This is a genomic window from Mycolicibacterium chitae (assembly GCF_900637205.1).
In the GTDB taxonomy this organism is placed as follows: Bacteria; Actinomycetota; Actinomycetes; order Mycobacteriales; family Mycobacteriaceae; genus Mycobacterium; species Mycobacterium chitae.
The window spans coordinates 2,807,890-2,827,595 of sequence record NZ_LR134355.1; the positions used below are offsets into that span (position 1 = coordinate 2,807,890).

At 66.3% G+C, this 19,706-nt stretch carries 13 protein-coding genes and 1 pseudogene; 10 read left to right on the forward strand and 4 right to left on the reverse strand.

Annotated elements, in window-relative coordinates:
- Positions 1-32 precede the first annotated feature (32 nt).
- Together EL338_RS13245 and EL338_RS13250 are read right to left on the reverse strand one after the other, a co-directional pair.
- The gene (locus EL338_RS13245; RefSeq protein WP_126334178.1) at positions 33-1,517 is read right to left on the reverse strand and encodes a hypothetical protein; all 1,485 of its coding nucleotides are present in this window, start codon (positions 1,515-1,517) and stop codon (positions 33-35) included.
- 712 nt (positions 1,518-2,229) lie between these two features.
- Positions 2,230-3,081: a glycosyltransferase family 2 protein gene (locus EL338_RS13250; protein WP_235666131.1), complete on the reverse strand. Its 852-nt coding sequence runs from the start codon at positions 3,079-3,081 to the stop codon at positions 2,230-2,232.
- A 310-nt stretch (positions 3,082-3,391) separates the two neighbouring features.
- On the opposite strand from EL338_RS13250, the gene EL338_RS13255 reads away from it, so the two are divergent.
- From EL338_RS13255 to EL338_RS13295, 10 genes and pseudogenes are all read left to right on the forward strand, one after another.
- A complete protein-coding gene (locus tag EL338_RS13255; RefSeq protein ID WP_235666132.1) occupies positions 3,392-4,531 on the forward strand; it encodes a 4-hydroxybenzoate 3-monooxygenase in 1,140 nt (379 codons plus the stop codon).
- 71 nt (positions 4,532-4,602) lie between these two features.
- Positions 4,603-5,442 carry a 2-amino-3,7-dideoxy-D-threo-hept-6-ulosonate synthase gene (locus EL338_RS13260; RefSeq protein ID WP_126334180.1) on the forward strand — a complete coding sequence of 280 codons (840 nt, stop codon included), beginning with the start codon at positions 4,603-4,605 and terminating at the stop codon, positions 5,440-5,442.
- A gap of 36 nt (positions 5,443-5,478) precedes the next feature.
- Positions 5,479-6,648, forward strand: a pseudogene (locus EL338_RS26340) (3-dehydroquinate synthase II family protein); the annotation flags it as partial.
- Positions 6,637-7,575 (forward strand): glycosyltransferase family 2 protein, encoded by a 939-nt coding sequence (locus tag EL338_RS26275; protein WP_235666517.1) that lies wholly within the window; start codon positions 6,637-6,639, stop codon positions 7,573-7,575. The pseudogene EL338_RS26340 and the gene EL338_RS26275, both read left to right, overlap by 12 nt.
- Positions 7,572-8,246, forward strand: coding sequence for a hypothetical protein (locus tag EL338_RS13270; RefSeq protein ID WP_126334182.1), 675 nt, complete (start codon positions 7,572-7,574; stop codon positions 8,244-8,246). Before EL338_RS26275 ends, EL338_RS13270 begins: the two co-directional genes overlap by 4 nt.
- Positions 8,243-9,076, forward strand: coding sequence for a glycoside hydrolase family 16 protein (locus tag EL338_RS13275; protein WP_126334183.1), 834 nt, complete (start codon positions 8,243-8,245; stop codon positions 9,074-9,076). Before EL338_RS13270 ends, EL338_RS13275 begins: the two co-directional genes overlap by 4 nt.
- Entirely contained in the window at positions 9,076-10,371 is a 1,296-nt protein-coding gene (locus tag EL338_RS13280; RefSeq protein WP_235666133.1) for a glycosyltransferase family 2 protein, read from the forward strand. Before EL338_RS13275 ends, EL338_RS13280 begins: the two co-directional genes overlap by 1 nt.
- Positions 10,371-12,581, forward strand: coding sequence for a phosphatidylglycerol lysyltransferase domain-containing protein (locus EL338_RS13285; RefSeq protein WP_179967202.1), 2,211 nt, complete (start codon positions 10,371-10,373; stop codon positions 12,579-12,581). The genes EL338_RS13280 and EL338_RS13285 overlap by 1 nt, the downstream gene beginning before the upstream one ends.
- A 219-nt stretch (positions 12,582-12,800) precedes the next feature.
- Complete coding sequence (locus EL338_RS13290) at positions 12,801-13,973, forward strand: 3-dehydroquinate synthase II family protein (protein ID WP_126334184.1); 1,173 nt, start codon at positions 12,801-12,803, stop codon at positions 13,971-13,973.
- Positions 13,960-17,853 (forward strand): alpha/beta fold hydrolase, encoded by a 3,894-nt coding sequence (locus EL338_RS13295; RefSeq protein WP_235666134.1) that lies wholly within the window; start codon positions 13,960-13,962, stop codon positions 17,851-17,853. The genes EL338_RS13290 and EL338_RS13295 overlap by 14 nt, the downstream gene beginning before the upstream one ends.
- Here the strand turns inward: EL338_RS13295 and EL338_RS13300 are convergent.
- Positions 17,811-18,812: an endonuclease/exonuclease/phosphatase family protein gene (locus EL338_RS13300; protein WP_235666135.1), complete on the reverse strand. Its 1,002-nt coding sequence runs from the start codon at positions 18,810-18,812 to the stop codon at positions 17,811-17,813. The two genes, EL338_RS13295 and EL338_RS13300, sit on opposite strands and share 43 nt — an antisense overlap.
- A 5-nt stretch (positions 18,813-18,817) precedes the next feature.
- Positions 18,818-19,633 (reverse strand): glycoside hydrolase family 16 protein, encoded by an 816-nt coding sequence (locus EL338_RS13305; protein ID WP_179967277.1) that lies wholly within the window; start codon positions 19,631-19,633, stop codon positions 18,818-18,820.
- Between the last annotated feature and the right edge of the window lie 73 nt (positions 19,634-19,706).

Genomic DNA, 19,706 nt, shown 5'->3' on the forward strand with positions numbered 1-19,706 from the left:
AAGGGGGCCAGCCGCCGCATGGGGGTGCGACTCTAGTCGCTGTCGCTGGACTTGCTCTTGCGCTTCGAATCGCTGCCGCGGTCCGACTTGCTGTCAGAACCGCTGCTCGACTTGGCGCTGTCCGACTTGGAGCTTTCCGACCCGGACTTGCTGTCCGACTTGGACTTATCGGTGCTGGACCCGGAGTCGCTCTTGTCGGACTTGCTCTCCGAGGAGTCGCTGCCCGGCTTGGAGCTGGACGGCTTGCTGGACTCGCCCTTGCCGCCGAAACGATCGGCGAGCTTGTTCCGGATCGAGCGGATCTTGTTCTTGGTGTTGTCGAGGCCGGTCTTGGCGGACTCTGCGGCGGAATCCGCCTTTTCCTCCAACACCGGCGCGTCCTCGACCACATCTTCGACCGGCGCGGTCACGACCGGAGCCGTCTCACTGTCGGTGGCGGGAGGCGTCTCGACAACCTCGGAACCGGTTTCGGCGGTCTCCTCACCCTCGACAGTCTCGGTGGACTCCTCACCCTCGACAGTCTCGGTGGACTCCTCACCCTCGACAGTCTCGGTGGACTCCTCACCCTCGACAGTCTCGGTGGACTCCTCGCCCTCGACAGTCTCGGCGGTCTCCTCGCCGTTGACGATCTTGTCGATGACCTTCTCGACCACCGTGCCGGATTCCGCTCCGTCCGTGTCGGATTCGGCTCCCGGGACCAGCGCACCGAGATCCAGGTTCAGCAGACTCTTCACCGCGGCCAGCCTGGTCGAGGTGGCTTCCGGCAGCCCCGCCAGTTCGGCGGCTTCCGACTCCTCCGGAACCAGGGGGTTCAGCAGCGCCCAAGTCAGATCACGCGGGAGCTTGAACGCGAAGTACTCGAGGGTTCCGAGGTTGGTGAGCGCGCCCGCCCAGTCCCAGTCAAACCCGGAAACACGAGGGTTGTGACCGTTGAGGTAGGCGTTGAGTGTGTTGGGCGCGATGTTGAGCAAGTGCGCAACTGCGTTCTCCCAGTCGTTGTCGATCGCCGCAGCGGCGATGTCATCCAGACTTTCGGTGAACGCCATCGCAGCGGTGACGACCGGCCCGAACACGTACATGGTGAGATCGGTGACGGCGCCGCCTTGCCCATCCGGGCCGACGAACAACGCATCCCACGCGCTGGCGAGACGGTAGGCCCCGACGGTCTGCAGAATCTCGGTACCGATCGTGAGCTCACGCAGCAACGGCCAGGCCCCACCACCGGCGTTCCACAGGAAGTACTGGTTGAATTCCGCGAAAGCGTTGTTGAATTCATAGTTCTGGAGATAGCCCGAGACATTCTGGATCATCTCGTCGAAGGTCGGGATGTCGTCAGGGACATCGCCGGCCTCTTGGCTGGCCTCGATCGCGGCCTGGATGCGTTCGGCGTATCCCGGCAGATTGTTCATCACCTGCTGCCAGCCACCGACGTTGGTCAGCATGCCGCCGAACTCCTGGAACAACGCCGGCGCCACCTGCAGCAGCTCCTGGCCGAGCACCGGGTACAGCGTGCCCATTTCGTTCAGCCCGTACTGGATATGACCGAACGCCGTCTCGAAAGTGGATTGCCACGTCGCCAAAGGGTCGACCGCGGCGGCCAATTGGACCTCGTAGGCCTTCGCGGATGCCAGGGCCGGTACGGCTGCAGTCGCTGGACTCGCTGTGATCGCCGAAGCACCGACCAGAGCGACACCGACGATCAGTGCTCGCTTGCGCAACGATGCGGGTCGTGGGGACTCTGCCGGGGACTCGACGCCCGGTAGAGCAGGATCTGTGAACGCCATGGTTCTCCTGGGGGAAGGAAATGCGGGAAGGTTGGCCCCTACGGCCGCCTGAAGATTAGCTGAGACCATTCTCAGAAACAAGCGCTACGTAGTTTGCTATCTGCCAAGATAGAAGTTCTATTTGCATACCCTGCAGACGCCCGACTTTACGACATCTTCATTCAGTCGCGGGCCGACAGAAATCAGCTTTGAATTTGAATTCAATTGGTTACAAGGCGCTTTCATGCACACGTGCGCGGCAGCGCTCGGTAGTTCCAACACGGGTGTTCGGCATCAAACTTCGGGCACTCGGCCCGGTAGCCATGTCGTCCTGCAGTTTGCTGCCAGAGTTCGCCGCACCGCACCCTACAGTGACTTTGGACCTCTTTGGGGGCTACCCCTGTGGCCGGCGGCGCTTCCGGTCACAACGCGCTGGTCACATACTCACACTCCGGTCACGAAGGGCTCAGTCCCGCAGCGAGATCCGGGCCTTGACCGCCTTGTGCTCGCGACGTTCGCGATTGATCGTGCGCAACACCCGCCACCCATCGCTGACCGCATTCAGGTTGCTCCGCCCATGAATCCGCTCGCGCTCAAAGCTTCCAACCTCGCGAATACTCAGGCCACTACGGGCGATCCGAACGTTGATGACCGTCTCGATCTCGAATCCATCACCCCACTGCGGCGCGGCAAGGTGGGTCGGCGGGAGGTCCAAGGTCGGCAGCACCGCCCGCCAGAACGCGTTGTAGCCATAGCAGAGATCGGTGAAGGAGGTGTGGAAGATCCGGTTCACCAACCAGTTCAACCCCCAGTTACCCAGCCGGCGGAACGCGGTGATGTCGTCGCTACCGCCGTCACGCACGAATCTGCTGCCCTTGGCGAGGTCGGCACCTTCGGTCAATGCCTCGACAAACAACGGGATTTCGGCGGGATCGGTGGAACCATCGGCGTCGATCATCACCACGATGTCCCCGCGGACCTCCTCGAATCCGCAGGCCAGCGCATTACCCTTGCCTCGACGAGTCTGGCTGATCACGGTAGCGTCCGGCCAAAGCTTCCGGGCCACCGCCAGCGTGTCATCGTCGGATCCCCCGTCCACCACTACGATCTGATCGACCGGGGGCATGCGCTCGGCGACGTAGGGAAGGTTCAGCGCTTCGTTCAGCGCGGGGATGACCACCGTGACCTTCGGCTTGTCGGCTCCCCCGCCGCCCTTCGCATTGCCGTCCGGCCGACTCGGGCTACGTTCGCCAGCATCAAGTGCAGCAAAGGTCTCCTCAGGCCGGCTATCAGTAGGTTCGGAAACCAATTCAGTCACGAAAACTCAGCCTCTTTCTCGTTCGGTCGGCGACCAGAACACCTGTGGTCTCGAGCCGTACACAACGAATTCCATCGGCTCACATAAAGGACAAACCTGAGACGGTTCTGAGACACCGTAATATATATTTAGGCCAGGCTTGCCTCTACCCCACTCCGGGTGATGAGCGTCACAAGAAGGTAACCCTACCCTAACTACCGGCTAGGCTGACGCCCGCCGATCATCAGTCGACGACAGGAAGAACAGGTCTACCGTGCGCTGCCAAGTTGCCATCGTCGGTGCCGGGCCCGCGGGCCTCGTTCTGGGCCATATGCTGCACCTTCAGGGTATTGACAGCATCATCGTCGAGCGCCGCACCCGCGATTACGTGGAGCAGCGAGTGCGCGCCGGAGTCCTGGAACAGCCCAGCGTCGACCTGCTCACCGACCTCGGCCTGGGCGAACGATTGCACGACCGGGCCCTGGTCCACAACGGCTTCTACATTCGTTTCGATCGCGAAACCCACCATTTGAATTTAAATTCGCGATCGGGTCGACACAGTTATGTATACGGTCAAGCCGAGGTCGTCCATGACCTCATCGAGGCCCGCATATCTGCAGGACAACCATTGATCTTCGGTGCCGATGAGGTATCGGTCACCGGCATCGACACGGACCGACCTGTCGTCACCTTCTCCGATGGCCAGCAAACTCACCGCATCGATGCTGATTTCGTCGCCGGCTGTGACGGCAGCCAGGGGATATGCCGGACTCTGCCGCCGGCCGGCGCGCTGGCCCGATTCGTCCGCAGCTATCCGGTGGCATGGCTGGGGATCCTCGCGCACACCGCCCCGGTCACCGCCGAAGGCATGTATTGCGCTCACCCCGACGGGCTTTCGGTACACAGCATGCGCGGACCGCGCATCACCCGGCAGTACCTCCAGGTACCGGCCCACACCGAACTGCAGGATTGGCCGGACGAGCGGATCTGGCAAGAACTGCTGCGCCGCAGTGAATCTGACGACCACCCGCCGCTGGAAACCGGAGAGATCTTCGACCGCAGCATCGCCCTGCTGCGCAGCGAGGTCACCGCGCCGATGCAATACGGATCACTGTTCCTGCTCGGCGACGCCGCCCACATCGTGCCGCCCACCGGGGCCAAGGGACTCAACCTCGCACTGTCGGACGCATGCGTGCTGTCCCACGCACTCGGCGCGTACTACTGCACCGGGAACAGCGAGTTCCTGGACGCCTACAGTGCCACTGCCTTACCGAGAGTGTGGCAGGCACAGAACTTTTCGGCGAAGCTGACCTCGGTTCTGCACCGTCTCAGCGATGACCCCATGGAGTACGAACTGCGACGCGCACAGTTGCGGCGCTGGGCGTCTTCGGACGCAGAGCAGGATGCCCTGGGCGAGGTGTATTTCGGGTTGCCGTTCCCCACCCCGTGGCGAGCCGAGACGCGGACGTAGCCCCCTTCTCAGGATTTTTTCAGGCTAGCATTACCTAACTGTCAACCGAAGGCTTTGCGATAGGAGCGACCATGTTCGACAACCACGGTTGGCGTCGACGTGGCGATAGCGGCAAGCGGATTCGCTTGTCCCGCATCTTCAATCCGCATTCGCGGCGTGCCCTGGTGGTACCGATGGACCACTCGGTGACCATGGGCCCGCTCGGCAAAGCCGACCACGCGGACCGCACGGCGGAGATGCTGGCGGCCGCCGGCGCCGACGCGATTGTCGTACACAAGGGTCGGGCACGGTCGATCAACCCGATCCACTTCACCGACATGGGGTTGATCATCCACCTGTCGGCCGGAACGGATCTGGCACTGGACCGGACCGGCAAGGTGCTGGTCGGGACCGTCGAAGAGTGCCTCCGGCTGGGCGCCGATGCGGTCAGCGTCCACGTCAACGTCGGTTCACCCACGGAGTCGGCACAATTGGCCGACCTCGGCGCCGTATCGTCGGCCTGCGACATGCTCGGCATCCCACTGCTGGCCATGATGTACGCACGCGGGCCGAACATCGGTTCCCCGGTGGAATTGGTGGACACCCTGTCGCACCTGGCGGCGATCGCCACCGACCTCGGCGCCGATCTGGTCAAATTGGACTACGCGGGCAACCGCAGCGCGATGAACGACGTCGTGCACTCCTGTCCCCTGCCCGTCCTCGTCGCAGGCGGCCCGTCCGACTCCGGCGATGAATCCGCCATCGCGTTCGGCGGCGAGGTCGCCGAATCCAACGTGGCCGGACTGAGTTTCGGGCGCCTCATCTTCGGGGCCGACGAGCCCCAACGGGTCGCCGCCGAGCTTTCCCGCCGCCTGCACAGCGGACGGCCCGCGGCGTCCCGAGCGTTGAGTCCGACGCTCGAATCCGCCTGATCTCATCGATCCGCACCACGCGAGGAAACCCAACCTGTGCCAGACCTTTCTTCCGTCGTCACCGACAGCATCACGCCGGTGGCCACCGCCGACCGCAGTGGAAATGCCCGGCGGGTAGAGCATTTCGCCTGGATCGACTTGCGTGGTGTTTCCGGCGATCTGCGGGATGCGGTGCTGCAGGCGGCCATCCACCACCGCATCGACGGCATCGTCTCCGACGACCTGGTCCTGCTCAGCGACCTCCCCCCGACCATCCGCCGCATCCTGGCCGTCACCGCCGACCACCAACCCGACGAACTGACCGACCTCACCGTCGACATCGTCTTGTCCACCAGCACCAACCACAACACCAACCCCCCATCGGGCCAGTCCCAATGGGGAACCGAACTCATCGTCTCCGACGCCACCACCCTGCAGACAGCCTGCAACGCCGTCCGCAGCACCCCCTGGACCGTCCTGACCTTCACCGACCCCACCAAGATCCCCCTCGAAATCGTCATCGCCGCCGCCGAAAACTCCGGCGGACACACCGTCACCGTCGTCAACGACATCACCGACGCCGAAATCGTCAAACTCGTCCTCGAACACGGCTCCGACGGCCTCCTCCTGACCCCCACCAGCCCCGACGACGTCGCCACCCTCGCCCAAGTCGTCACCCACCGCCACCACACCATCCCCCTGGTCGAACTCACCGTCACCGGAATCGAACACATCGGCATGGGCGACCGCGCCTGCATCGACACCTGCTCACTACTCGAAACCGACGAAGGCTGCCTCATCGGCTCCTTCGCCAGCGGAATGTTCCTGTCCTGCAGCGAAACCCACCCCCTGCCCTACATGCCCACCCGCCCCTTCCGCTGGAACGCCGGCGCCGTGCACTCCTACGTCCTGATGCCCGACAACCGCACCCGCTACGTCTCCGAACTCCGCGCCGGACAACCCATCCTCGCCATCCGCAGCGACGGCACCGCCCGCGAAGTCCGCATCGGCCGAGTCAAAATCGAACGCCGCCCCCTACTCTCCATCACCGCCACCACCCCCGACGGAGCCACCATCAACGTCATCACCCAAGACGACTGGCACGTCCGACTCCTCGGACCCGGCGGCACCGTCAACAACGTCACCGAACTCAAAACCGGCGACCACCTCCTCGGCTACGTCCCCACCGAATCACGCCACGTCGGACTGAGCTTCGTGCTGTGCTGCTTCACGTTTGCCCGCCGGGAGCAGCTGATCAAGGCTGCGGAGTCGGCGCTGGCCCAAACGGCACCCGGCGAGAAGGTGATCGTGGTGGTCGACCACAATGACGAGCTCCAGGCCGATCTCGCCGCCGTCTTCGGCGACCGGGTCATTCTGTCCAACAACGTCTTCGAGCAAGGGGTCTCCGGTGCTCGAAATACCGGTACCCAGCTCGCCGACCAGGAGGTCGTCGTGTTCATCGACGATGACGCAGCGCTGCAGCCAGGCGCACTTGCCGCGGTCCGGGCCGCCTTCGCCGACGAATCGGTGGTTTCGATCGGTGGCGCCATCGACGGCAACTGGGAGAACGGCGCGGCACCGGCTTGGTTCCCCGCGGAGTTCGGCTGGGTCGTCGGCTGCGACTACCGGGGGCTGCCCGATCACGGCGGCGCGCTCCGCAACCCGATCGGAGCCGCCATGGCGGTCCGGCGCGAGGCCCTGCACCAGATCAACGGGTTCTCCAGCGACCTCGGCCGGTACGGTGCGTTTCCCACCGGATGCGAGGAGACCCACATGGGTGTTCGCCTGCAACGGGAGTTTCCCGACCACCGGATCGTCCGAAACACCGGATTCCGGGTCAGTCACTACGTCCCCGCCAACCGTGCGACCGTCAAGTACTTCACCCGACGCTGCTTCCAGGAGGGCCGCTCCAAATCCATCCTCACCCGGATGGCCGGCCAGCGCGACGCCCTGTCGAGTGAACGCAGCTACACCACCAAGATCCTCACCTCGGGACTGTGGCATGCCCGAGGCAATCCGGCCCGAGCCGCCGCCCTCGTCGGCGGATTCGCGCTCACCTGTGCGGGTTTCGCGCTCGGCCTGGTGCAGGCAGCACTGCTCGGAAGAACCCGGGTGGTCGCGGTCGGCACGGCACGTCAGGATCACGTTCGATGACCAGGATCCTGACGGCATTGGCAGGCCCGCGAACCGCGCTGGTGGCCGCGCTGACAACCCTGTGCTTTTTCGCGGCCGAATGGGTCGTCTCGGCAACCTGGCGCGGCCACTACAGCTATCGGGAGGACCGGATCGGCCCCCTGGGCGTGGCGTTCTGCGGAACCGAGGGAACCTGGCCGTGCAGCGCCCTGTACCCAGTTCTCAACATCGCCACAGTGCTCACCGGACTCGCGATCATCACTCTCGCGCTGTCCTGGATGGCCGCTCGGTCGGTCGCGGCCACCCACGGCGTGCTGCTGGCGGCCGCCGGCGCGGGCTTCGCAGTCTCCGGGATATTCACCGAACAGGTGAGCTATCCGACGTATGCCACCGGCCTTGCGGTGTTCACTGTGCTGGGCCCCATCGCGATGCTGCTGATCGGTGCTTCCAACACCACTCGACTTCCCGCCTCCGCCAAGCTGTTCGCCGCGGTGGTCGGACTGCTCGGCATCATCGCCCGCTTTGCCTACACCGGGCATTTCGTGACCCTCCTCGGTTCCGGCGGCACTGAACGCGTGGCGGTCTACTCGGTCCTCATCGCGGCGATCGTGTTGGGTGTCTCGGGTCGGCACGCTCGAACAGAGGTGACCATTCCGGAGTCGCCGGCCGAACTCGAAGCAGCCGAACCATGATTCGGGCTCGGGGACCCTGGCGACGGCCGTATGCCCGGCTCGCCGTGATCGCCACCGTGTTGTTGGCCGCGGGTTGCGTCCTACCATCGCTCGTCGGCCACGCCGACGATGCCCGGGACAGCTTTGTGTTCGCCGAAGAGTTCGACGGACCGGCGGGCCCCCTGCCGGACGGCCCCTGGCAGTTCGCGATCGGTGGCGGCGGTTGGGGCAACCAGGAGATGCAGGAGTACACCGACGATCCGGCGAATGTCGGCCTCGACGGCGACGGCCACCTGGCCATCACCGCGCGCCGCGACGCGGCCGGAGTCATCACTTCGGCGCGGCTGTTCACCCAGGATTCCTTCGAATTCACCCGAGGGCGGGCCGAGGCGCGCATCGCGCTGCCGGCGGGCACCGGCCTGCATCCCGCATTCTGGTTGCTCGGCGCCAACATCGACGAGGTCGGCTGGCCGGCTGCCGGGGAGATCGACGTCATCGAGACGCTGAACGACGCCACCGAGTACCACACGGGTGTGCACGCGCCGCAGACCGGATCGGAACGCGGACAACAGATCTCGGGCAGCGGCCCGGTCCCGTTCCCGCTCGCCGGCGAATTTCGTACCTACTGGGTGGAACGCACGCCCGGGCGGATAGTCACCGGTGTCGACGACGTCACCCTGGTCACCATCACCGAGTACAACCTGGAACCCGGCACGAGTTGGGTGTTCGACCAGCCGTTCTTTCTGTTGTTGAACCTTGCCGTCGGTGGCGAATGGCCCGGGCAGGCGGACGACACCACCCCATTTCCGGTCACGATGCTCGTTGACTGGGTACGAGTGAGGAATATCTGATGATCCGCGAACTTGCAGCGGCGATGCCCAGCAACGGTGCGCCCGACGGCAGCCCCCACGCGCGCTGGGTCGGCTGGCTCGAGGTCACTGCCGACGACCGGGCCCGCGGCCAGGTGGAGGTGCGCCCCGTCGGCGCCGATCACTACCGGAAGGCGCGCGTCCTGTTGCGCGACGACCTGGATCTGCTCGACTTCGTCGAGGCCGAGATCGTCGACGGCACCGTCACGCTGCCGATACCCACTGAACCTACTACCCGGGAAAAGTCTGATCCCGCTGTGGCGCTGCCTATTTCGGTGGTCGTGTGCACCCGGGATCGCCCGCAGGACCTGGCCCATGCGCTGGCCTCGATCACCGCGCTGGATTACCCGGAGTTCGAGGTGGTGGTCGTGGACAATGCGCCGCCCGACGACAAGACCGCACGGGTGATCGCCGAGCTCGCCGACCCGCGGGTGCGCCGCGTCGTCGAACCCAAGCCGGGGCTGTCCAACGCTCGCAACACGGGAGTCGGCGCCGCCCGCCACGAGATCGTGGCTTTCACCGACGACGATGTGGTCGTAGACCCCCACTGGTTACGCGCTCTCGCCAGAGGATTCGCCCGGAACCCGGACGCTGCGTGCATCTGCGGCCTGGTCCCCAGCGGTGAACTCCGGACCGCGGCCCAAGCCTATTTCGACCAACGCGTGTCGTGGGCATCCACACTGGTGCCCACCCGTTTCTCGATGGACGACCAGCCCGCGGGCGTCCCGCTGTTCCCCTTTCAGGTGGGTCGCTACGGAACCGGCGCGAACTTCGCGATCAAACGGGCCGAGGCCATCGAGATGGGCGGATTCGACGAGGCGTTGGGGGCCGGCTCGCCGACCCGGGGCGGTGAGGACATCGATATGTTCTATCGACTCGTCATGGCCGGCCGCGTCTTGGTCAACGATCCCGCGGCGATCGTCTGGCATCGACACCGTGCTGAAGCGTCGACCCTGTTGGAGCAGGCCACGGGCTACGGCGTGGGTTTCGGCGCCTGGGCCACAAAGGTGATGCTCGACCGCGACGGTCGCCGCCTTGCCTTCACGGTCGCTCGCCGGCGACTGCGCGACACCGCGGATCGCGGGCTTGCCTACGGTGCGATCGCTGCGCCCAAGAGCGAGTTCAACGGCATGGTCCCCCGTCGAGTAGGCGCTACCGAGATCTTCTCCGTACTGGGCGGCCCGTGGGCGCTGTGGCGCGGGCGGCGCCAGGGCCGCCGCCCTGTTCCGCTCGCCGCTACCGCCGGCGCTGCGCACTCATCCCTGAACCGGGCGTGATGAGCACCAGCATCCAACTAGCCAGTACCCAACCAGCACTGAGCACTCCCGTCGAACCGAGCACCGACGTGGTGCACGTGCCGGCCGTTGCCGATCAGCCACGCCTACGGGTCTCGGGTCGACCCGCCGACCTCGCCGCCGTCGGAGCGGTTCTGGGTCTGTTCGCCTTGATCCCGTTGCCGCCGTGGCTGAGCGCTCTGCTGCTGGCCGGTTTCATCGCCGTCGCGCCCGGTGCGGCGATCCTGAGCTGGGTCAGCGTCCCCGTCCGCGGCCGCGCTGGGGTGACCCTCGCCTTGGGTATGTCCGCGGTGACGCTCGTGACCGTGGGCGCCATGTGGTCCTACCGGTGGGATCCCCACGGGATCCTCGTGGTCGGCGTCGTCGCAGTCCTGGGCAGCAGCGGACTGTGGTACCACCGCAACGGCTGGCCGGGCGTGCCCACCATGGAGTCGCTGCGCAGCACGGTCAAAGTACCTGCGGTACGGCTGAATTCCTCGCTCGTGCTGAGCATCATCGCGCTGACGGTCTGGGCCGTCAGTGTGCCGGGCCTACCCGGCGTCGATGCCAGCCTCTACGGCCTGCTGTTCTCCGGAACCGGACCGTTGATCGGTGTCGCCATCATGCTGACGACGGTGTCCTTCGCCTTGGCCATCCGCGCCCGTCAACTGGCCGCGGCAGTGTTCGCACTTGGCAGCGCGATCACGGTCTCCCGCGTCACCACCTTCGTCGCGACCGAAATACCGCTCTATGACTGGACGTACAAGCACATCGCGGTGGTGGACTACATCCAGCAGCACGGTCTGATCATGCCGCCCGGAACCGACATCTATACCAAGTGGCCGTCCTTCTTCGTCGCCATGACCTGGTTCTGCGATGTCACCGGCCTCGATCCGACGACCCTCGCGCACGTCTGGACGCCGGTCATTCACATCCTGATCTCGGTGGTCGTCTACAGCGCGGCACGGGCCTTCGGATTCAGTCCCCTGGTGGCAATAGCCGCCGCCTTCGTCATCGAGATCGTGAACTGGGTCGGCCAGGACTACTTCTCGCCGCAGTCCTGGGCCCTGGTGATGGCGATCGGACTGCTGACGCTCCTCATCAGATCCCGCGAGCATCGAACGGCCGGGATCCTTGCCATCCTTCCGTTCGTGGCCATCGTGCCCACCCATCAGTTGACGCCGTACTGGCTGCTGCTGGTCACCGCCTTGCTCATGATCGCCAAGCGGGTCCGACCGTGGTGGATCCTGCTGGTGATGGCCGCCGTTGCCGGCGGATACCTGCTGATGAATCTGGAAGCGGTGGCCCCGTACGGATTGCTCTCCGGCACCAGTCCCGTCAAGAACGCCGAGAGCAATCTGGGCGACGCGGTCGGCACCCCGGCGAGTTGGTTCACCTCCGCGGTGTGTCGTTCGGTGTCGGCGGCAGTGTTCCTGATCGCGCTCGGAGCCGCCTGGTGGCTGCGCAGAAATGGTCGGCCGGTGCTGGTTTCAGCCATCCTGGCGTTCTGTCCCCTGCTGATGCTCCTCGGCATGAGCTACGGCGGCGAGGCCATCTTCCGGGTCTACCTGTACAGCCTGTTGGGCTTGGGATTCCTCATCGCTCCCCTGCTGGTGTGGGCGCTCGAGCGGCCGGCGCGGGGCCGCATCGCGCTACCTGCCGTCGCCGCAACCTTAGGGATGGCCGTGATCTCGCTGGCCAGTCTGAATTCCTTTGTGGCGCTGTGGCCCTTCGTCTACGAAACCAAGCACCAGATCGCGCTCATGGAGCAAATCACCGCCGACGCTCGACCCGGGACCCGCATCATGATGATGCATCCCAGCGGTATGCCCGCCCGGATCGGCGCACCCTATGCCGAGCAGACGTTGAAGTTCCCGGACTTCGACAAGCCGATCAGTATGGACCTGGGTAGGGACCGGGCGAAATTCCCGACCCGGGAACAGTTGGGCGACCTGGAGTGGAATGTCGAGCAGCATCCTTTCGACACCTACATGATCTTCAGCGAGCAGTCGCAGCGGGCCATCGAGTATTACCGTCGATACCGGCCCGAAGGGGTGGCCGAGTTCCGGGAGTACCTGGACGCCTCCCCGAAGTGGGAGGCCGTGTACCGCGACGGGGAAACCGTCATCTACCTCCATGCCGGCTCCGGCGAGGAATGGTGGAACTGGGTCGCGCCCGAGCAGAACGACGCGCTCGGGATCGGGGGTAGCTGATGGACTTCCGATCCGGCGACTCCCCTGCGGCCAGCGTCGTGGCGGTACGCACCCGGCACAACACCTGCACCTGCAGCAGTTCTCCGCCGTCGTGTGGGTTAGGCTCGGAAGGCTGTTGGTCGCCCCTCGAGGGCCCAGCGCCGTGATTCGCCGGCGCCGCGCAGAGATTCGAAACAGACTGACAATGACCAACTTTCATCATCTAAGAGGACCCAGTTCATGAGCGACGTATCCGATATCGTGACCGACAACATCACTCCCGCCGTAGGCAACGGCGAGGGCCGGCGGGTAGAGCATTTCGCCTGGATCGACTTGCGTGGTGTTTCCGGCGATCTGCGGGATGCGGTGCTGCAGGCGGCCATCCACCACCGCATCGACGGCATCGTCTCCGACGACCTGGTCCTGCTCAGCGACCTCCCCCCGACCATCCGCCGCATCCTGGCCGTCACCGCCGACCACCAACCCGACGAACTGACCGACCTCACCGTCGACATCGTCTTGTCCACCAGCACCAACCACAACACCAACCCCCCATCGGGCCAGTCCCAATGGGGAACCGAACTCATCGTCTCCGACGCCACCACCCTGCAGACAGCCTGCAACGCCGTCCGCAGCACCCCCTGGACCGTCCTGACCTTCACCGACCCCACCAAGATCCCCCTCGAAATCGTCATCGCCGCCGCCGAAAACTCCGGCGGACACACCGTCACCGTCGTCAACGACATCACCGACGCCGAAATCGTCAAACTCGTCCTCGAACACGGCTCCGACGGCCTCCTCCTGACCCCCACCAGCCCCGACGACGTCGCCACCCTCGCCCAAGTCGTCACCCACCGCCACCACACCATCCCCCTGGTCGAACTCACCGTCACCGGAATCGAACACATCGGCATGGGCGACCGCGCCTGCATCGACACCTGCTCACTACTCGAAACCGACGAAGGCTGCCTCATCGGCTCCTTCGCCAGCGGAATGTTCCTGTCCTGCAGCGAAACCCACCCCCTGCCCTACATGCCCACCCGCCCCTTCCGCTGGAACGCCGGCGCCGTGCACTCCTACGTCCTGATGCCCGACAACCGCACCCGCTACGTCTCCGAACTCCGCGCCGGACAACCCATCCTCGCCATCCGCAGCGACGGCACCGCCCGCGAAGTCCGCATCGGCCGAGTCAAAATCGAACGCCGCCCCCTACTCTCCATCACCGCCACCACCCCCGACGGAGCCACCATCAACGTCATCACCCAAGACGACTGGCACGTCCGACTCCTCGGACCCGGCGGCACCGTCAACAACGTCACCGAACTCAAAACCGGCGACCACCTCCTCGGCTACGTCCCCACCGAATCACGCCACGTCGGACTGCCCATCACTGAGTTCTGTGACGAACGCTGAGCTCGGATCCACGACGGGGCGGCGGTCCTGGCTGCGGGGACGGGCGCTCGGGATCGACATCATGGCGGTCATCGCCTCCAGCGCCGCGACCGGTGTGCTGGGATTCGTCTTCTGGACGGTGGCCGCGCGCGGCTACAGCACCGCTGAGGTCGGCCGGGCGTCGGCCATCATCACCTCCGCGGCCACGACGGCCACCCTGGCCACGCTGAGCCTCGGCAGCCTCTACGAGCGGTTCCTGCCCGTAGCCGGCCGGGATTCACGACGTTACGTTCGCTCCGGGATTGCCGTGGTCGTCACGACGGCCATGCTGTTCGGCGCCGTATTTCTTGTGCTGGGCCCGCGCGAGCAGCTCTTTCCCGACGCCGTCGAAATGCTGCTGTTCCCCGGTTTCGTCGGGATTCTGGCGCTCTTTGCGTTGCAGGATCAGATCCTGATCGGACTGGGCCGCACCCGCGTGATCCTGACCAAGAACGTCAGCCAGTCGGTCATCAAACTGATCGCCGTGGCGGCGCTGATCCCGCTCGCCACCGGCTCAGCAATTGTATGGTCCTGGATGCTGCCGGCGGCTGTGATCGCGATCGTGGTGGGCCTGCGGGTGATCACGCCCGTCAGCCGCCGCCATGACGGCGACCCCGATCTGCCACCGCGCTCGTCGCTTTTCCAGTTCTTCGCGAGTTCCTGTGCCATCAATGCCGTCCTGGTGGTGGTCCCGCTGGTGGTGCCGCTGATCATCGTCTCCCGGCTGGGCACCGAGATGAACGCCTACTTCTCGATGTGCTGGCTGCTGGTCAGCACCCTCGGTGTGCTGCTCGGCGCGACCGCCGCTCCCTTCATCGCCACCGCCTCGGCACCCGGGGCAGACCTGCGCGCCTGTACCTTGCGATTCACCGTGATGTGTTCGGCCGCAGGGATCCTCGGCAGCGCGGGTCTGTTCGTGGCCGGTCCCACGGTGCTGTCCATCATGGGTCCGGAGTACGCCGAAGAGGGCGGACGGTTGATCCGCCTGATGGCGCTGACGCTGCCGATGCTGGCGGTGCTGAGCATCTATACCGCCATGGCTCGGCTGCGCCGCCGCCTCAGACTGGCGGTCACCGTCCAGTTGTTCGGCGCCATCCTGATCATCTGCGGGGTCGCCTACACCACACCGATCTGGGGCATCGACGCCGTCGGATACGCCTATCTGAGCGCCGAGTTGATCTCCGTCGCCATCGTCGCGGTGCCGACCTTCCGACACGTCCGGCGTGCGCTGCGCAGTTCCACCCCGACCGAAACCGCCGATGACTCCACGGCCACGACGCCGCAATACACCGACAGCCCGCTGCAGTTCGACTCGGTGGCAGCGCAATTCGCCGCCGTGGTGCAGGATCAGCCCGACCGCATCGCGGTGCGCACCGCCGCCGACGCGATCACTTACCGTGACCTTTCCGCCGCCGCCCGCTTCTGGGCGGCACGGATGTCGACGGCCAACGACAATCAGGTGGTACTGCTTTCGGCCGGTCTGTCGCCGGCGACCGTGGGAGCCGTCCTCGGGACGTTCAGCTCGACCACCGTGCTCGTTGCCCTCGACCCCGGACTGCCGGTGCCGCGAGTGCAGACCATCGTCGAGATTCTGACCCGCAATGGCCGGTGCGCCGACCTGCTGCTGACCGACGACCCGCACGGCGACCTCGCCGCGGCGCTGGCGCCGACCTGCCGCGTCGAGACCACCGTCGCCGACACGGTCGGCGGCGACATCGACGCCCCACCGCCGACGGCCGGCCGGGACGACGTGACCAGCATCCAGTTCACCTCGGGCTCGTCCGGGGTTCCGAAGGCGGTCCTGCACGGCAACGGCATGTGGTTGTGCGACGCGCAGCTCATGAGCACCCGCTTTGGTATCCGACCGGGACGCCGGGTGGCGCTGTGCATGCCGATCAGCTTCGGGGCGGGACTCAATGTGCTGATCGGCTCGCTGCTCAACGGCGCCGAGGTGATCGCCATCGACTCCCGGCGCGAACACGCCCGCGCCGCCTTCGAACGCATCGGAGAAAGCGGTGCCGAGATCATGGTGGCGACCCCCGCGTTCCTCGAAGCGCTGGCAACCGCCGCGCACGGGGATCAACTGCCGAGTCTGTCGCGGGTGGTGACCACGGGAGAAGCGGCCTACGCCCGACACGTGGAGTGCTCCCGGGGTCTGGCGCCTCGCGCGGTGTTCACCAACTGGGTGGGTTCCTCGGAGGCCAGTTCCATCGCGACCTACGACGTCGACCCCGCCGCCGAGCTGCCCGACGGCGCCATCCCGGCCGGAACCGCCTCACCGCACAAGAGGATCGACGTCGATGACACCGGGGCGGTCACGGTGAGTTCGCGCTACCTGGCGCTGGGCTACCTGGAACCCGAAGCGTCCTCGAGCCGCTTTCTGTGCAATGCCGACGGCACCCGATCGTTCATCGGCGGCGACGTCGGCCGCCTGGACTCCGACGGGAACCTGATTCTGCTCGGCCGGGCCGACACCGCGGTCAAGGTGCGCGGCTACCTGGTCGAGCCCGCCGAGATCGAGGCGGTGTTGCTGAGTTACCCGGAGGTGCGCGAGGCCGTCGTGGTGCTCAGCCCGCGGCCCGGTGCAGTCGAAGCCGCCGACCCGCGGCTGGCGGCCTATCTGGTCGCCCGGCCCGACGCGCGAACGCCCTCGATCGCCGAGATCCGCACCCGGTTGCACCACGACCTGCCGGCCTGGATGGTCCCGGCCGACCTGATGATCCTGTCGGAACTCCCCCGCACCGAACGGGGCAAGGTCGACCGGCAGGCGCTGCCGGTGCCGACCCGGGCCGTCTCGGAACCACCCCGCGGCGGCCTGGAGACGACGATCGCCGAGATCTGGTGCGAGGTACTGCAACTCGCGGAGGTCGGGCGCACCGAGAGCTTCTATGCCCTCGGCGGCGATTCGCTGGCCGTCACCGACATGCTCAGTCGGGTCGGCGACACCCACAGCGTGCGCCTCTCGCATGCGGACCTGGCCAGTGCCCCCACCCTGGCGCAGTTCACCACCACCGTCACCGACCGAACCTCGGCACAGCTCCCTGAGCACCGCAGGACGCTGGCGCCCACCACCGTGCCCCTGCGCGCGCTGGACGCCGGCCGGCGTGACGGGCCCGTGCTGTTCTGTTTCACCGGCGCCGGCGCCTCGGCACTGTCCTTTGTCCCGCTGGCCGATCGGATCGACCCGGCGACCGCGGTGTACGCGTTCATTCCGCACGGGTTGGAGAACCGCGGGTTGCCGGACTGGTCCGTGGCCCGCGCGGCCCGCCGGCACCTGACCGATCTGCGCCGGCTGCAGCCGAGCGGTCCCTATCGTCTGGTTGGTCACTCGCTGGGCTGCTACATCGCCCTCGACATCGCCCGGCAACTCGAACGCGAGGGCGAAACCGTAGAACTGGTCACGCTTTTGGATCCGTTCATGCCGCCCGCGGTGGTCCGTGCCGCACGCCGGGAGAACCCGGCGCTGGCTGCGCGCGCTGCGGCACCGGCGGCCGAGCACCTGCAGAGCCGTCGGGAACTCTGGCGACGGCGGATCCTGATCCCGACGGCCGGGCTGGTCCAGTACAACGGCCAGCGGCAGGCGCAGGCCCTGGAGGAGGTCGGCGTCCGGGTCGGCCGACTGCACCGCCCACAACCGTGGAGCGGTCGCGCCCTGCTACTCCTCAGCTGCCTGAACCCCGCCAATCCAGCGCTGTGGAGCCGGCTACTGACCGGTGATCTGCGTACGGAAACGCTGTCGTGTGACCACAATTCGATTCTGCGGGAACCGTATGCCTCCGCTGTGGCCGGCTTCATGGCCGACTACGACGCCGGCCGGGCTCACGAGGACGTGTCGAACCGGATGTCGCCGACAACACCGTGATGATCTGAACCCGGCAGATCGATCCGGCGCAGGTCCGTCGGGGTACCGCCGCGGGTGAGGACCTTGTCGATGGCCAGCACCGCGGGGTAGCGGCGGCCGGCCGGATAGGTTCCGACCATCCCCTTGCCGAGGAAATTCGCGGCGTCCAGCAGCGGGCCGGCGCCCTCGACGGCGGAGTTGGCCAACAGATCCCGGAACTGGCGGTGGTCGTAGGTGGAGTTGAAATCGGCGCCGACCACCAGCGGGCGCGGATCCTCGGCCAACGCGCCCCGGAGTCGGCGCAATTCATAGGCCCACTTCCACGCCGGCTCCGGATACGGGGGTAGCGGATGCAGGGCGTAGACGACGAGGGGTTCGAGGTCCGGGATGTCGGCGACGGCCTTGATGTTGTTCAGCGCAAACCCGTCGAGCACCGCGCCGTCGCGCAGCGGGAAGCGCGAGAAGATCCCCGCGCCCCCACCGCCTTTGCGCGGATACAGCACCGAGTACGGCAGCGCGTCGGTCAGGCCCGTCTCGGTCAGTCGGTGCACCGCCTCCGGTGTCAGTTCGATGACGGTCAGCACGTCGACGTCGTTGGCCGTAGCGGTTCGGGTCAGCGCTTCCAGGTCGGCCCGTCCCAGCCAGATGTTCGCCTGCATGAGCCGGACCGTCACCGATCCGTCCGCCTGCGTCGCGGGGTCAGCACTGATGAATTGCGGTAGCTGCGACCATATCCCGGCCACCGCAACCACGGCCGCCAGCACCACGGCCACCCGCTGCCGCGCCACCAGCAGCGCCGGCACCGCGAGGACACCGGCCAGTACCGCGAGCGGGGTGAACGAGGCGATCAACGTCATCGTGGTGCTCACGGTCCCGATCGAATGCGCCGAAATCCCCAGCACGGCCGCCGACATCCCCGCCCAACCCACTGCGGCGGCGCACCAGCGCAGCAACGTCGAGACCGGCCGATCGGGCGCCACCCGGATCATCGGCCGGACGGATGGGCGGTCACCCTGACCCAATCCACCACCATCCGTGACGGATTCGGCGTGGAATCGTCCGGAGGTCCGGACCAATCGCTGCCCACCGCAAGGTTCAGCACCAGGAAGAACGGATCGTCGAACACCCAGTCACCCTTGGCGGCCAGGTCCGCCGGCTTCACGGTGAACAGCGTCCGGTCATCGATGCCGGTGACGATCTTGCCGGGGCTACGCTCCACCCAGTAGGTGCGGAACTGTCCCGCCAGCGGGAACGGCACCGCACCGGACTTCGCAATCTCCTGTCCTCGCTCCGACTCGGCGCTGGGTGCATGGATTCCGGTGTGATAGTCCGTGGCGAGGTTGATGGTTTCGATCACGTCGATCTCGCCGCACTCCGGCCAACTGACGTCATCGACGTTGCTGCCGAGCAACCAGAACGCCGGGTGCAGTCCCGTGCCCGCGGGAAGCGCGATCCGCGCCTCGGCGCGGCCGTGGGTGAACTCGAAGCTGCCTTCCGTCATCAGCCGCGCCGAGGTGATCCCCTCGGGACCATCGAGCAGCGCGGTGATGACCAGGTGGCCGTTCCCGTCGAGGCTGACGTTCTCCGGATTGTCGGTATAGGTCTGCAGCTCCTTGTTGCCCCAGCCGCCGCCGCCCTTGGCGTAATGCCATTGCCCGCCGGGCAGGGCACCGGCCGGGCCATCGAATTCGTCGGCGAAAAGCACTGTCTGGTCCGATGATTCGGCCTGTCCGACCGGTGCTTCGGCGGCGCAGCCGCACAGCGCTGCCGCCAGTAGAACGGCCGCAAGTTGACGGTGGATCGCCCCGCGGGCCGGCCGGACCGAGCGTGGCCCCCACCACCGGCTCCAATTCACTGTGGGATCCTTCCGAGTT

Bases quoted from the DNA above. Each gene is read 5' to 3' on its own strand.
- EL338_RS13245 (WP_126334178.1), bottom strand. From the start codon at position 1,517: ATGGGCACGCTGTACCCGGTGCTCGGCCAGGAGCTGCTGCAGGTGGCG.
- EL338_RS13255 (WP_235666132.1), top strand. From the start codon at position 3,392: ATGCTGCACCTTCAGGGTATTGACAGCATCATCGTCGAGCGCCGCACC.
- EL338_RS13260 (WP_126334180.1), top strand. From the start codon at position 4,603: ATGTTCGACAACCACGGTTGGCGTCGACGTGGCGATAGCGGCAAGCGG.
- EL338_RS13270 (WP_126334182.1), top strand. From the start codon at position 7,572: ATGACCAGGATCCTGACGGCATTGGCAGGCCCGCGAACCGCGCTGGTG.
- EL338_RS13275 (WP_126334183.1), top strand. From the start codon at position 8,243: ATGATTCGGGCTCGGGGACCCTGGCGACGGCCGTATGCCCGGCTCGCC.
- EL338_RS13280 (WP_235666133.1), top strand. From the start codon at position 9,076: ATGATCCGCGAACTTGCAGCGGCGATGCCCAGCAACGGTGCGCCCGAC.
- EL338_RS13285 (WP_179967202.1), top strand. From the start codon at position 10,371: ATGAGCACCAGCATCCAACTAGCCAGTACCCAACCAGCACTGAGCACT.
- EL338_RS13290 (WP_126334184.1), top strand. From the start codon at position 12,801: ATGAGCGACGTATCCGATATCGTGACCGACAACATCACTCCCGCCGTA.